The following is a 13,265-nucleotide window of genomic DNA, read 5'->3' as shown; positions in this document are numbered from 1 at the left end:
TCACAGGTCACTGTCATCGTCGGTCGGCGCCCTGCCAGCGCGCTGTGGCCGATCGGTGAGCGTCACCCGGTGGACTGTGATGGCAAAGCCAGGCCCTCGCCCGGAGAGCGTGGCCCGATTCAGCACAAAGGAGCCGCTGTGAACGCACAGAACGAACTGGACCTTCTCGCAGAGGAGATTCTCGCTCTGGAGACGGAGACCTTCGCGATCTCCGACTACGCCGATGTCACCGAGGCGGTCCTCGCCTCGACCTCCAGCTCCGCCACCACCTCGTGCACGAGCAGCACCACGTCGTGCACGAGCTCCAACTCCTCCACCTCCTGCTGCGGCTGACCGACCAAGCCTAGGAGAGTCAGTGAACGCGCAGAACGAACTCGACCTCCTCGCGGAGGAGATCCTCGCTCTGGAGACGGAGACCTTCGCGATCGCCGACTACACCGACGTCACCGAGGCGGTCCTCGCCTCGACCTCCTGCTCCAGCACCACCTCGACCACGAGCGCCACCACGTCGTCCACCAGCTCCAGTGCTTGAACCTTCCTGCTGCGGCTGACCCGCCGACCAACCCTAGGAGAACCCATGAACGCGCAGAACGAACTCGACCTGCTGGCCGAGGAGATCCTCGCCCTGGAGACGGAGACCTTCGCGATCTCCGACTACGCCGATGTCACCGAGGCGGTCCTCGCCTCGACCTCCTGCTCCGGCACCACCTCGTGCACGAGCAGCACCACGTCGTCCACCAGCTCCAACTCCTCCACCTCCTGCTGCGGCTGACCCGCCGACCAGCAGCACAGTGACCCGTGGTGGCCGTCGCGGTCGAACGCGGCGGCCACCCACCGCCACACCTGGGAGAACCCATGAACGCGCAGAACGAACTCGACCTCCTGGCCGAGGAGATCCTCGCCCTGGAGACGGAGACCTTCGCGATCGCCGACTACACCGACGTCACCGAGGCGATTCTCGCCTCGACCTCGTGCGCCACGACTTCGAGCTGCAGTTGCACTAGCTCCACCTCGTGCGCCGCGACGAGCGCGTGACCGTAGACAACGGTTGACGCGGCGGTGGCCGACAGGCGCATCCGGCTTGCCGGCCGCCGCCGCGACGGACGGCGCAACTATGGGAACGGATGGGGGACCAGGCGCGGCCCGTCGGCCGCACCACCGCGCTCGCGCATCCTTCGCTCCAGCCGGGGCATCGTGAGGGCCCGTTGGCGACGCCAGCCGAAATCTATCGGCAGCAGGCCGGGCACGATCGTGCAGACGGTGCGTAGCCCCATCCCGAACTGCTCCGGGGTGGTCTGGTCGACAACGATCACGTCGTAGCCCTTGCCGTACAACTCGTCCAGTATCCCCTGCAGATCCTGGCGCAGGTCGGGATCTGCCGGCCGGGGGGTGCCGTACAGCCCTGCCATCGACTCAAGCGGGCGATCGACGAGATAGTCCTCGGCGTATTCGCGCATCTCCGGTAGGCCGAACAGGTCGGCGTGGTCATGCACGGTCTCGACCAGTGAGTAGTCCTCGGCCATGGCGCCTAGCTGGCGCCACCGTCGCAGCGTCGTCCTCCGCTTGATCGGAATGTAGGTCAGCGTTTCGGACAGCGCGGCGGCGACGGCTCGCTCCGGCGCCAGGTGCGCCGCCGCGGCGAACGACAACAGCCCCGGCCCACCGTCGCGGCGCGCCGCCACCGTGGTGACCACCGGCACGGTCAGGTCTATCCGGTTGTCGAAGGCGAGTACGTCGTAGCCCGCGAGCCTGGCGCGGTCGACCATCGTGCGCACCGCGGCGCTGTCGCAGGAGTCCAGGTCGATGCGGCGCAACCGCTCCCGGCCGTACCAACCGAGCACGAAGGCGTCCCGTTCGATGAGCTCCAGCAGCCCGTACAGGATCGCCTCCTCCAGGCAGCCGCCGGTGGCACAGCCGCTGGACGAGGAGAGAACGAAGTTGTCCCCGTCCGTCGCCGACAGGTAGAAGCAGAACCGCCGTGGCACCAGGATCGGTTCGCCGCTGCGCATCCGGTGTCCCCATACCCAGGGAATCGGTCGGGAGGGGTCGAACCGCCGTACCATGGGGTCGGTGTCGTAGGTCTCGTCGGTGTACACGCCGCAGGAGGTCGGATCGAGTGCCCGGTCGGCGACCTCGGTGTAGGCGGCGACCAGCGGTGGGCCCGGGCGGCGCCGGTGGGTGCCGGCATAGCGCTCCATCCCCTCGAGGTACGCCAGGCGCAGGCTGTCGGCGAAGCTGTTGGCGTGCCCGCTCCAGGCGATGTCGAGCAGGCCGGCGTAGCCACGGTTGAAGACGCCGCCGGTCACCGCGGAGGTCGTCGGCAGTACGGGGTTCATCAGCGCGCCTGCCCCGATCGCGCCGGACACCGGGTTCGCCAACGCGCCGACCGGCAGGCCGTACTCGTGCACGCCGCGCACACGATACTGGTCCGGCCGGGGTTTCGGACGCGATCGCGGCGCCTCGAACGGCGTCGCGCCCTCCGGTTCGGTACTGGCACAGCTCGGGCAGAGCGGCTCGCGCAGCAGCGGCACCGTGTACGAGCGCAGGCCGCCCAGCTCCACCGAGGTGATCCGGGGCAGCGCGGCACTGTCCGGGTCGAGATAGGCGCCTTCCGTGGGCGGCGAGTCGACGAGCGCGCAGAACACGTTCCACACCGCGTCCACGAGGTACTCAGGCAGCTCCGGCCAGATGCCGGTGTTGTTGAGGAGCCCGAGGCCGACCTCCAGCGCGTCGCGTTCGGTGCGACCACGCAGGCGCTGCCACCGCACACCGAGGCAATGCCCACATGCCGTCGAGTGCCCCGGAGCACCGCCCCACGGCCCGAGCAGTACCGCGTCACCGGTCAGGTGGACGTTGGCGCTGCGGCGCACCGGGTCGGGAGCGAGCGTGACGTTGACGGCCCCGAGCGTGACCACCGCGGGCGGCTCGCCGCCGGGCATCCGACGGGCCGACCATCGGGCGTCGAGATCGCGCTGGAGCTGTACCGCGGCGGCGGCAAGCGGGGCCTCCGGCGCGGTCTGGAGTGCACCCGTCATTCCTCGTTGCCCCACTTGAACAGGCGCAGGCCGACCGCGGCGAAGGCGGCGGCGAACCCGAGCAGCGCCAGACAGGCGACCCAGTACGCCTTTGCCTCACCGGCGCCCGCGAGCGAGTAGACCAGGGCATCGTCGACGTAGCGCAACGGCATCGCGTACGAGATGTTCTGCAGCCAACCCGGCATGAGTTCGAGCGGGATGAACGCACCGGACAGGAACGCCATGGGTATGACGACGCAGTTGGTGACGGCTGCCACCGCCTCGGGGGTCTTCGCCGCCGAACCGATGATCAGCCCGAGCGCCAGGAAGGCGGCGACGGTCAGCAGCATGGCGGGCAGCGCGAGCGGCCACGGCCCGGCCACCGTCATGCTGAACGGCGGAAGCATCGCGACCGCGATGAACAGCAGGCACTGGGCCACCGCGATGACGACGGCGACGACGAGCCGGGCGAGCACCACGCCGGAGGCCCGGGCGGGCGTGAGCCGGATCAGCCGCAACAGGTCGTCCCTGCGCCACTGCACGAGCATGAAGGCGATCCCGAACACCGCCGCGTTGCCCAACCCCCAGGAGAGCACGCCCGGGGCGATGAAGTCGATGTATTGGTTGCCAGTCTCCTCGACCTCCTGGCCTTGGAAGATCAGGCCGAAGATGACGAGGAAGAGCAGCGGGAAGGCGAAGGTGAAGAAGACCGTTGCCGTGTCCCGGCTGCTCGCCTTGAGAGTGGCCCGGGTCAGTGCCACGAAGGCGGTCATGACTGTGCTCCGATCAGTTCCAGGTAGACGTCTTCCAACGTGGCCGACTTGGTCTGGACCCCGGCCAGGTCGGTGGTGGCGCCGAGCGCGGCAAGGACCTGGGGGAGCTGCTGGGTGTGCAGGATGAGCGTGTCGCTCTCCACCGTCACCGAGTCGACACCGTCGACGTTGAGGGCTTGCTCCGGCGCGAGCCGGCCGACCGGCAGCAAGAGCTGGCTGCCCGCGGCGGCCCGGCCGATGAGTTGACGCGGCGTGTCCAGCGCGACTATCCGACCGCGGTGCAGGATGGCGACGCGGTCGCAGAGCGCTTCCGCCTCGTCGAGGTGGTGGGTGGTGTACACGATGGTCTTTCCGGCCCCTTTGAGCTGGCGCAGCACGGCCCACAGGTCCCGACGGGCCTGCGGGTCCAGCGCGCCGGTCGGCTCGTCCAGAAAGATCACCTCGGGCTGGTGCACCAGGGCAGAGGCGATGGCGAGCCGTTGCCGCTGGCCGCCGGAGACGTTGGTGACCCGTACATCGGCCGAATCGGTCAGCCCGACCTGGTCCAACGCCCGCTGCGCGGCCTGCCGGTCCAGGCCGTAGAGCGCCGCGACGGTCTCCAGGTGCTCGCGCGCGGTCAGTCGCGGGAAGAACGCCGACTGCTGCGTCTGCACCCCGATCAGCGGCAGCAGTGCCAGGTTGCGCGGCGCCGGGCGGTGGCCGAGCACCGTGACCGTACCGGCATCCGGCACCCGCAGTCCCTCGATGATTTCGATCAGGGTGGTCTTTCCCGCACCGTTCGGCCCGAGCAACCCGATGAACTCGCCGCGCGGCACGTTCAGGGTCACGTCGTCGACGGCGCGCACCTCACCGTAGGACTTGGTCAGCCGCGTGACCGCCACGGCCGGTTCTGCGCTTGTTTCCATCGCCTTGCCTCTCACTGGATTCGTTGGTGGTGCGGGGTTTGCTGGGTTGGGGCGGCCCGCACGGGACGCCGCGGCCGGCTGGCGAGCCACACGGTGATGGTCAGGACGACGGCCGCCGTCGACGCGGCGTACCCGGCGTGACCGAGGTACGGTCGCAACAGGTGGCCGGCGCCGTACGCGATGGCCGCGCCGGCCCCGGCGATCATGGCGTGCCACGCCATGCCGTACAGCCCGAGTACCACCCGGGCCCGCCGTGGGTAGCGCGGACCGCGTCGGGTCAGCCAGTAGCGGGGCCGCGACCAGAGGTACCGGCGGCTCTCCTCGGCGAGAGCGACCATGCCGACCTGGTGACTGAGCATCTTGTACCCGTCCAGCGGCGCGACCGGGACGAAGTTGACAAGACTCTGCACCGCACCGACGACAACCACCGCCGCCGCGAATCGGTGCCCGGCCGAGTCGGCCGGTGTCGCCTGCCAGGCGAGCGCGAAGGGGACGATGAAGAGGCTGTTCGACACGCCGCCCGCGGCCGCGATGGTCACCTGTTGGGCGCGTGCCGGCAGGTACTGGTAGTCCTCCACCTGGCAGCTGAAGCCCAACAGGTTGAGCCGGATGACTCGGCAGCCGAAATGCGCCGCCGCGACGCCGTGCGCCAACTCGTGCAGCATCGCACTGAGGTAGCTGATCGCGGCGATCCCGGCCACATACCGCCAGTCGCTGAACGCCGGCCCGGCGGCCTGCCACAGTGCCGGAGCCGCTGCCGCGAGCGAGCCGTACATCGCCAGCAACCCGAGACCGATCACGACGCCGGACGGGACCGAGAAGACCCACGCGAATGCGGCGGCGAGCCGGCCCAGTACGCGCGGTGGCGCGACCGTGCTCCCCGCCGGCACCCCGGCATCCGCCTCCGCCGCCCCAGGCACACCGGGCGGCCGCAGCAGATCACGTTGGTGCAGCAGCCACAGCAGTTGCGACCACTGTGCCGGGCCCAGCCGGCGGCCGAACCGCGCCGCGTACTCCTCGCCGATCTCGGCCAGCGACCGCTGCCCGTCCAACCGGCTCAGCAGGAAGTGCTCCTTGGCCGCGACCTCGAACGCCTTGCCGCCACGGACCTTCACCAGATAGACCCGGTCCGGCCCGCGGCCCAGCTCCCGGGAGAACAACAAATCTGACCGCACCTGCGGCCGGTGGGCGAGACGCGTCGCTCCGCCGCTCATCACGCTGTCGGTCATCTCGCCGCCAACGACTCCCGCAACGCCCTGCCCAGCAGGTACGCCAGGTACGCCTCGTCCCGGAGCGTGATGTAGAGCCGGTTGTTCGTCATGTGCAGGTACGGCGACAGCAGTCGCACCAGAGCCACCTGCGGGTCGGTGACCGTGACGGTGGGAGTGCCCTCCGGGTAGGCGAACGCGAGCTGCCCCGACTCGGCGAGCCGGCACGCCCGCTCTCGCAACTGCCCGGCGTGCTCGGCCCAGCCGCGCAGGAACACCGGCAACCGGTGCTGCTCGCCGCGGTCCAGCGCAGCGAGGATGGGCTGGAACCGCCGGTCCAGGTCCGGCGCGATCCGCTCGTACATCGTCGCGTAGTCGATGCCCTGGACGAAGTTGGTGCCCTCGAAGGCCTGGTGCCAGAACTGGAAGTAGGTGTCCAGGAACTCGACGAGGTCGGCGCGGTCGGGCAGGAACGTGCCGGCCATCACCAGCATCAACTGCGCCGCGGTGCCCAGGGTCACCGGCCGCAGGTGGAGGTTCATGGTTCGGACCGCGTCGATCAGCACATCGCTGGAGTACTGGAAATGCCATTCGGCGAGGGCGACACCGGCCGGGCCGCCGTACTTGCCGTACTCCGGCTCGTAGGGACGGTAGCTGAAGGAATTGTTCGGCTGCATCCGCACATTGCCGTCCGGGCCGACCAGCTCGGCTGGCTTGCCCTGGGGGAACTCCAGGTCGAACAGGATGTTGTAGAGCTCCGCGCGGTAGCCGGCGTTCAGCTCGTACAGCGCCGGTCGTTCGGTCAGGAACCGTTGGATGGCCGCATCGGCCGCGGCGCGTACGGCGGGCTCGTCGGCGGCGGTGCGGGGCTTGAGGCGCAGCCGAACGTGCGGGCCTTCCAGCCAGTAGTTGATGAAGAAATAGCGGGCCAGCAGGTTTCGACCGCGCAACTCGTCGACCAGCGGTCGGATGCAGTCGGTGAGCATCGGTCGGGCGCTGCCGCCGTAGAAGATGTGGATGGCCAGCCATCGCCCGGGCTCGGCGGCGAGAGCCTGTCCGGCCGTCACCGGCTCCGTCTCAGTCATCTCCGGCTCCGTCCGTCGGGGAAATCGGGAAGGTCTCGATAGCGAACTCGGCGACGTGGCCGCCGCGGGTGGAGCTGGCAACCAGCTCGTCGCCGGCGGGCAGCATCTCGCGCAGCACCACGCGGTCCTCGTCGCCGTCCAGCAACGCCTCCAGGGCCAGCAGCGACAGGTAGCTGTCACAGTCGACGTACTGAGGCTTCGGTTTCTGCTTCGCCCGGCCACCGCTCGCACCGTGCACGGTCGCGAACATCCGGGCGGGCAGCCCGTTCGCCCGTCGCCACCGCTGCCAGCCGAGGAACCAGCCGGTGTCGGTGTCGCCATCACCGCGACGCGGAAGCGTGGCCGCCGTCATCGACCAGCTTCGCCGGCTGATCACCACGTCACCGACGCGGACCCGTGGACGCGTGGTGACGCCGTCCACGGCCGGCGGCTTCGGCACACCCCGCCACAGGTCGAGCGGGGCCATCGACGTCGGCGACAGCAGCAGGAGCGTGCGGTGTAGCTGCGGCAGCGCCATCGGCACCAGGTAGCCCAGGTATACCGGGATTACCTCCTTGCCCAGCCGGTGGGAACGCAGCACCACCTGGTCGGTGTCGACGTCGTGCTGCACGTACAGGTCGGCCAGGGGCAGTTGGTTGGCCTCCGGCACCAGGCTTGTCTCTCCGGGGCAGACGATGACGTAGTCGGTGAGCTGCGCGTGCAGGTTCAGGTTGGTGGTCGCCGCGCCGCCGGTCACCTCGGCGAAGACGGCTCCCGGCGGCGCGACGGCGGCCGCCTGCGCCCGCAGGTGCGCGGAGAGCGCGGTGTCCTCGAAGCAGTGCGTGAAGCGGCTGAAGGGGAACGACAACCCGCCGAGGGACTGGTTGAGCACCAGCAGGGGACCCTCCCGCCGCCGGGCGACCTGGACGAGGTGAGCCTGCGGCCGGAACCCGCCGAGCAGGTCGCGCACGCCTCGACTGAGCTTGTTCAGCACCGTGGGATCGAGCTCTATCTCGGGCGCCTCCGGAGCCGCCTCGGCGGCCGAGCCCAGGTAGTCGGCGAAGTCCTGCCTGGCCCGGTCGAGCGCCGGCAGCTCCGGCCGGCCGAGCCAGTTCTCCTCGGGCCGGTAGGTACCGTCCTCGGCGAACGGTCGCAGGTCGGCGGTGTAGGAGGCGTACTGCTCGTACAGATCCTCGTGGAAGTCCTCGACGAGGCGCAGCAGGTCGTCGCAGCGACCGCCCTTGCCGTATCTGGCGAGGAAGAAGCCGTGGAACGTGATCCGGTGGGGCAGCGTCATGTCGAAGGCCGGCAGCACCCCTTCCACCGCGGCGAGATCACCGCCGACCAGCCGTCGCCATTCATCGGCCGGGGTGGACAGCTCGTCATCGACGCGGCAGTCCTCGTAGAGCAGGGCCTGCGGCAGGGACGCCGCCTCGGCTCCCAACCAGACCTGGATGTCCCGCAGTGCCTCCCGCAGCCGGCGCAGCGCGGACCGCCGGTCGGCGAGTTCACCGACCCGGAACGCCTCGACGAGCTCGATCGGCTCGGCCAGGCGTACCGCCAGGTCGTCGGCCCAGGGCCGGTCGAGGGTGGTGAGGAAGTCCCGGAGTTTGCGCAGCGGATCGGGCGTGTGCACCTCGACGGCGAACCCGTCGACCTGCAGGATGCCCAGCCGGAGCAGGATGGACAGATACTCCTCGCATTGCTCCGGGCTCGCCTGTGTCTGCTGCCGCAGCCAGGCGGCGAGGTCCGCGCAACGCCACGCACCGTCCTGGAGCAGACCGGTCAGCCGGTCGAGCAGGCCGCTGCGACGCAGGTAGAACAGCCCGTCCTGGATCGAGTCGAAGCTGACCGAGGCGCTGTCGTCGCCGGGCGTGACCCAACGCCGCACGTACCGCACCCGCTCGGCGTCCTGGCGCAGGCCGGGGCTCAACACCACCGGCAGGTCGCCCCGGCGGCCGAGGTCGGCGCTGATCGCATCAACGATGCGGGTCACCACCACCACGTTGAGCCTGACGTAGCGGTGCCACCGCGCCGGCACCGCAAGATCCGGTTCGGTCGCGCCCGCGTCGAACTCGCCCACCCCGATGCCCGTGAACGAGCTGAAGGGGCTGGTCTTGCAGGCGGTGCGGTAGAGGTACGACAGGACCGACCGTTCCACCCGCCGCATCTTCTTCGCCGGCGGCGGCGCACCGTCACGCCCCGCGAAGGCGACAAGCTGCTCGTCCAGTGCCGGTGACGCGATCTGGATGCCGGCGCGCAGCCGCGGGTCGCCGGAGAGGCGCCACAGCTCGGCGCGGGAGTCGTTGACCTCCTTGTCGAGCCGGGTGCCCAACTCCTGCCGCAGCCACGCCATCCGCTGCGCGAGGGCCAGCCAGTCCCGTACCGGGTCGACCGCGGTCGGGTCGACCGCAGCCACCGCCGCGAGCGCGCCCTCCTGGTCGGCGGGCAGCACCCCCTTGAAGATCTGCCGGCGCAACGCGAGCAGCCGCCGGCGTGACTCGCCGTCTTCGTTGGCTCCGACCAGGTCGTGCAGCACGTCGCTGACGCGGTCCGCGTCGGTGCGCAGCTCGGCTTCGAGGTCGAGGAGCTCGCCGGCGTACCTGGCCGCCTCCGGGCAGCGCAACGCCGCCACCGCGTCGTACGGCAGGCCGCCGACCCGTACCGCGAAGTGGGTACCCAGACGGCGCCGTGGCGGCGCGACTTCCTCGGCTGTCCGGAACGTCATCATGGCCCGGCTCACCGCAGCTCGTGCCGGTAGTCGCCGGGCAGGTCTCGCTCGTGGCCGGCGAGCATGATCAACAGTGGCGTCTCGCCGGTCGCGTCGAGGCCAAGCTCCTCGACGTACGAGACGCCGTCGAACCCGAGCGCGACACCGCAGCCGACCTCGAGCGCCGCCGCGGCGGTGTACACGTTCTGCGCCACGGCGCCGATCGTCGCGTTCACGACGTTGTAGCCACGAGGGCCGACCGCGTCCAGCACCGCGTGCACCCGGATGGTCGGCACTATCACCACTGCGGCCTGCTCCAGGTTGTAGTTGGGCAGGAAGTAGTTGCGCTGTAGGAACATGCCGGGTGGGCCGGGCCGGATGGCGCGCAGCTCGTGGCGCGCCGGGTCGTACTCGTAGCTGCCGGGTGCCACCCCGCGGACGTGGTTGACGAAGAGATAGAACTTCGCCAGGTCCCCGTCGTCACTGGTGATCTCGGTCGGCAGGCGCGCGGAGGATGCGGCGGTGAGCAGCGCGGCCAGGTCGGCCCCGTCCATCGCGACGCTGCCGTCGAACCGGCCGAAGCTGCTGCGCCGACGGCTCAGCGCGGTGCGGATCGGCATGTCCATCGTGCGCGCCGGTGGAAGCGTCACCCGGTCACCGCCATCGGGCACCGCCCTGGCCGCGGCGGCGGCCAGGGCACCCGACTCCGGCCGAGGCATGGCCGACTCCGCCGTCTCCCGATGGACGCGCCGCAACGCGTCAAAGGTCAGTACGACGCGGGACCGCTCGCTGTCGCGCCGCAGCACCGAGGCACCGTCGGTCGCCGTCGCCGTCGCCGTCGCCGTCGCCGTTGCCGTTGCCGTGGTCGCCCGGGACGGCGCGTGGGTCGCCCCGGCCGCCGTCCACCTCAGCGGTACGACGGCGAACAGGCCCTCCTCGTCCGGGGGCACTCCGAGCAGGTGGCGCAGCGCCTCCTGGTCGAACCAGAAGCTCGGCTCGATCCGCCGCCGCTGGCCACCGGCCCACAACCGCCAAGTCTGCAGCAGCGTACCCACATCCATCGACACCGCGTGATACGAAAAGTTGTTGTACTTGAAGGAGTTCGCCCAGTACTTGACGCCGATCACCAGGAACTGGGTGGAGTCGACCGGGAGGTCGGCGGCCGCGCGTACCCTCGCCGTCACGTCACCGGCCAGCAACCGCTGCATCGCGTGGTGCCGGCAGGAGTAGTGGTACACCCCCGGGCAGACTCCGGCCCCGGGCCCGGCGATCCAGTAGACGCTGCATGGGTAGAGGCCACCACCGGAGGCGGTGCCGCGGTGCCAGGTCGCCCGTGCGTACGACGGATACCCGGGTGTGTCGGTGTTGGCCTGGAGGCCGAGCCGGCGGCCGATCAGCCCGTAGGAGTCGCGGAGCATGGCGCCCAGCATCGGCAGGCTGAACGCCTCGTCGCCCGGCTCCGGAGCGATGCCCGCACCGACCGTGGCGGACTGCGGCGGTGGCATGTCGGGCAACGGGAACGACAGGGCGCCGGGATAGTGCTTCGTCGGCCGGGGCTTGTCCGACCAGTCGGGGTTGAAGCCGACCGGTGGCATCGGGACCCGGTTGCGCATAAGGATTGCCGTCGCGTACTCGTGCGCGTAGCTGTCGGCAGTGTCGGTTGTTGTCATCGCCTCGCCTCAGGGGTACGGGTGTGGGACCCGGTGGATCTCGTCATCGCGCAGGTCGTGGTCGGCCAGCCCGGCAAGGCGCTGGGCGGTCCGTAGCCGGGGCATGTGCAGGGCCCGCTGCCGCTGCCAGCCGAAGTCGATCGGCAACAGCCCCGGTACCGTCACACTGGCCGTGTGCAGGCCGAGGTCCCGCTGTTCCGGCCGGGTCTGGTCGACCACGACCACGTCGAAGCCCTGCGCGGTCACCGTCGACACACATCGTTCGAGGTCGTCGCGCAGGTCGGCGGCGAGCGGGGGAGCCGGCCGGGCACCGGCATATGTCTCGGTCATCGAGCGCGGCGCGGCGCCGGAGTCCAGCAGGAACGACGCGTGCCGGCGCATCTCCGGCAGCCCGTACAGCAGTGGATGGTCGTGCAGGTTCAGCACCTTGTCATAGGCGTCGACCATCTCGCGCAGCCTGGGCTCGTCGCCAGCGGCGCGCACCCTGAGCGCGATCGAGTCGGCCGCGATCTCGCACAGCGCCGCGGCGATCGCGGTCTCCGGGTCCAGACTCGCCCCGCCGCCGAAGGCGAGTGTGCCGAAGCTTCCGTCGATTCGCTCCGCCACGGCGGTGACCACGGGGATGTCGAACGTGCACCTGGTGTCGAAGAACCGGGCCCGGTAGCCGTACATCGCCAGCCGATCCACCATGAGCCGGGTCTCGGGGCGGCGGCTGGTCTGGGGATCGATCTCCGCCAGGGAGCGCCTGCCGTACCAGGCGATCATGAAGGCGTCTCGCTCGATCGCCTCCAGCAGGCCGTGGTACACCGCCTCCACCAGGCTGCCACCCGAGGCGCAGCCGTTGGAGCACTCCTGGACGAAGCGATCCTCCACCCTCGCGTGGTGGTAGTAGACCAGCACCTCGGGTACCAGAATCGGCCGGGCGTCACGCATCGACCATCCCCAGACCCAGGGGATCGGCCGGTCCGGTGCGAACCGCTTGATGTAGCGGTTCGACTGGTAGAACTCGTCCGCGTACACCCCGCACTCGCGCGGGTCGAGCGCGTCGGAGCCGAGATCGTCCAGCGCCGCGACCACCGTGGTGCGCTTGCTGGACGGGCGCATCCCAGCGGCCCGCTCAAGCCCCTCGAGCAGGCTCAGCCGTGCGCTGCGCGCGTAGCTGTCGGCATGGCCACCGTGGAGCATGTCCCGCAGGTACTCGCCGCCGCGCACCTGGAAGACTCCGTGCACCGCCGACGACGACCGTGACGTGACGTCGGGCCACAGGCCGGTGCCGAGTACTCCGCAGACCGGATTGACCAACGCGCTGGTCGAAAGTGGATAGTCGGCGGCATCGCGGGTGCGGAAGGAGTCCGGCGTGCGTTTCGGGCTCGCCGTCAACTCCGGTGCGGTGGCCGCGTCCGGCACCGCGCGGCCGCACTCCGTACAGTCGCCGTCCGGGACCAGCGGTACCCGGCCCACCCGCAGCGTCTCCAGGTCGAGTACGTGCACGGTGGCTGTGGCGTCGCTGCCGGCCGCCGCGTGCAGGGCGCGCAGGGCGTCCGCGGCGAACGGGGTCGCGTAGGGCCAGTCCCCCGCGGCTGCTGTCTCGCCACCCAGCTCCAGGGCGTCGCGCAGCTCCGCCGGCCGGATCGCCTGCCATCGGCGGGCGAGACAACGGGCACAGCCAACCCCGCCCGGTTCCGGGGCGAGCAGGGCATGCCGGCCGTAGACCAGCACCCGCGCATGCGCTGTCGCGACGCCACCCGCTGGCACTGCGGCGGTGAGTTCGTCGCGCACGCCGAGCTCACCGGGCACTCCGAGTTCGTCGCGCACCCCGAGCTCACCGGGCACTCCGAGCTCACCGGGCACCCTGAGCTCACCGGGCACCCCGAGTTCGTCGCGCACCCTGAGTTCGTCACGCACGCCGAGTTCGTCGCGC

12 protein-coding genes are annotated in these 13,265 nt (G+C 70.4%); 4 read left to right on the top strand and 8 right to left on the bottom strand.

The annotated features are described in order from the left end of the window. Window positions 1-138: 138 nt before the first annotated feature. The 4 genes from ACQEVC_RS41235 (at window position 139) to ACQEVC_RS41220 (ending at window position 1,035) form a co-directional block, all read left to right on the top strand. On the top strand, window positions 139-333 hold the full coding sequence (locus ACQEVC_RS41235) for a thiazolylpeptide-type bacteriocin (RefSeq protein ID WP_432889275.1): 195 nt from the start codon (window positions 139-141) through the stop codon (window positions 331-333). A 22-nt stretch (window positions 334-355) separates the two neighbouring features. Then, window positions 356-532: a thiazolylpeptide-type bacteriocin gene (locus tag ACQEVC_RS41230; RefSeq protein WP_432889272.1), complete on the top strand. Its 177-nt coding sequence runs from the start codon at window positions 356-358 to the stop codon at window positions 530-532. Between the two features lie 45 nt (window positions 533-577). Beyond that, the gene (locus ACQEVC_RS41225; protein WP_432889269.1) at window positions 578-772 is read left to right on the top strand and encodes a thiazolylpeptide-type bacteriocin; all 195 of its coding nucleotides are present in this window, start codon (window positions 578-580) and stop codon (window positions 770-772) included. An 83-nt stretch (window positions 773-855) separates the two neighbouring features. Further along, a complete protein-coding gene (locus ACQEVC_RS41220) occupies window positions 856-1,035 on the top strand; it encodes a thiazolylpeptide-type bacteriocin (protein ID WP_432889266.1) in 180 nt (59 codons plus the stop codon). Window positions 1,036-1,112: 77 nt separating this feature from the next. Here the strand turns inward: ACQEVC_RS41220 and ACQEVC_RS41215 are convergent, their stop codons facing one another. From ACQEVC_RS41215 to ACQEVC_RS41180, 8 genes are read right to left on the bottom strand one after another with little or no spacing between them, the layout of a single operon-like run. Then, on the bottom strand, window positions 1,113-3,035 hold the full coding sequence (locus ACQEVC_RS41215) for a TOMM precursor leader peptide-binding protein (protein WP_432889264.1): 1,923 nt from the start codon (window positions 3,033-3,035) through the stop codon (window positions 1,113-1,115). Further along, complete coding sequence (locus ACQEVC_RS41210; RefSeq protein WP_432889261.1) at window positions 3,032-3,787, bottom strand: ABC transporter permease; 756 nt, start codon at window positions 3,785-3,787, stop codon at window positions 3,032-3,034. The genes ACQEVC_RS41215 and ACQEVC_RS41210 overlap by 4 nt, the downstream gene beginning before the upstream one ends. Continuing rightward, window positions 3,784-4,707: an ABC transporter ATP-binding protein gene (locus ACQEVC_RS41205; protein WP_432889258.1), complete on the bottom strand. Its 924-nt coding sequence runs from the start codon at window positions 4,705-4,707 to the stop codon at window positions 3,784-3,786. The genes ACQEVC_RS41210 and ACQEVC_RS41205 overlap by 4 nt, the downstream gene beginning before the upstream one ends. Further along, window positions 4,704-5,921 (bottom strand): peptidase M50, encoded by a 1,218-nt coding sequence (locus ACQEVC_RS41200; RefSeq protein WP_432889256.1) that lies wholly within the window; start codon window positions 5,919-5,921, stop codon window positions 4,704-4,706. The genes ACQEVC_RS41205 and ACQEVC_RS41200 overlap by 4 nt, the downstream gene beginning before the upstream one ends. Next, window positions 5,918-6,985, bottom strand: coding sequence for a lantibiotic dehydratase C-terminal domain-containing protein (locus ACQEVC_RS41195; protein ID WP_432889253.1), 1,068 nt, complete (start codon window positions 6,983-6,985; stop codon window positions 5,918-5,920). The genes ACQEVC_RS41200 and ACQEVC_RS41195 overlap by 4 nt, the downstream gene beginning before the upstream one ends. After that, entirely contained in the window at window positions 6,978-9,695 is a 2,718-nt protein-coding gene (locus tag ACQEVC_RS41190) for a lantibiotic dehydratase (protein WP_432892010.1), read from the bottom strand. Before ACQEVC_RS41190 ends, ACQEVC_RS41195 begins: the two co-directional genes overlap by 8 nt. Before the next feature lie 8 nt (window positions 9,696-9,703). Beyond that, complete coding sequence (locus ACQEVC_RS41185) at window positions 9,704-11,344, bottom strand: nitroreductase family protein (protein WP_432889250.1); 1,641 nt, start codon at window positions 11,342-11,344, stop codon at window positions 9,704-9,706. A gap of 9 nt (window positions 11,345-11,353) precedes the next feature. After that, the gene (locus ACQEVC_RS41180) at window positions 11,354-13,249 is read right to left on the bottom strand and encodes a TOMM precursor leader peptide-binding protein (protein ID WP_432892007.1); all 1,896 of its coding nucleotides are present in this window, start codon (window positions 13,247-13,249) and stop codon (window positions 11,354-11,356) included. Window positions 13,250-13,265 lie beyond the last annotated feature (16 nt).

It is taken from the genome of Plantactinospora sp. CA-294935 (genome assembly GCF_050936445.1).
Lineage (GTDB): Bacteria > Actinomycetota > Actinomycetes > Mycobacteriales > Micromonosporaceae > Plantactinospora.
Note: the sequence above shows the minus strand (reverse complement) of the source record. Positions and strands in the feature narration are given on the sequence as shown.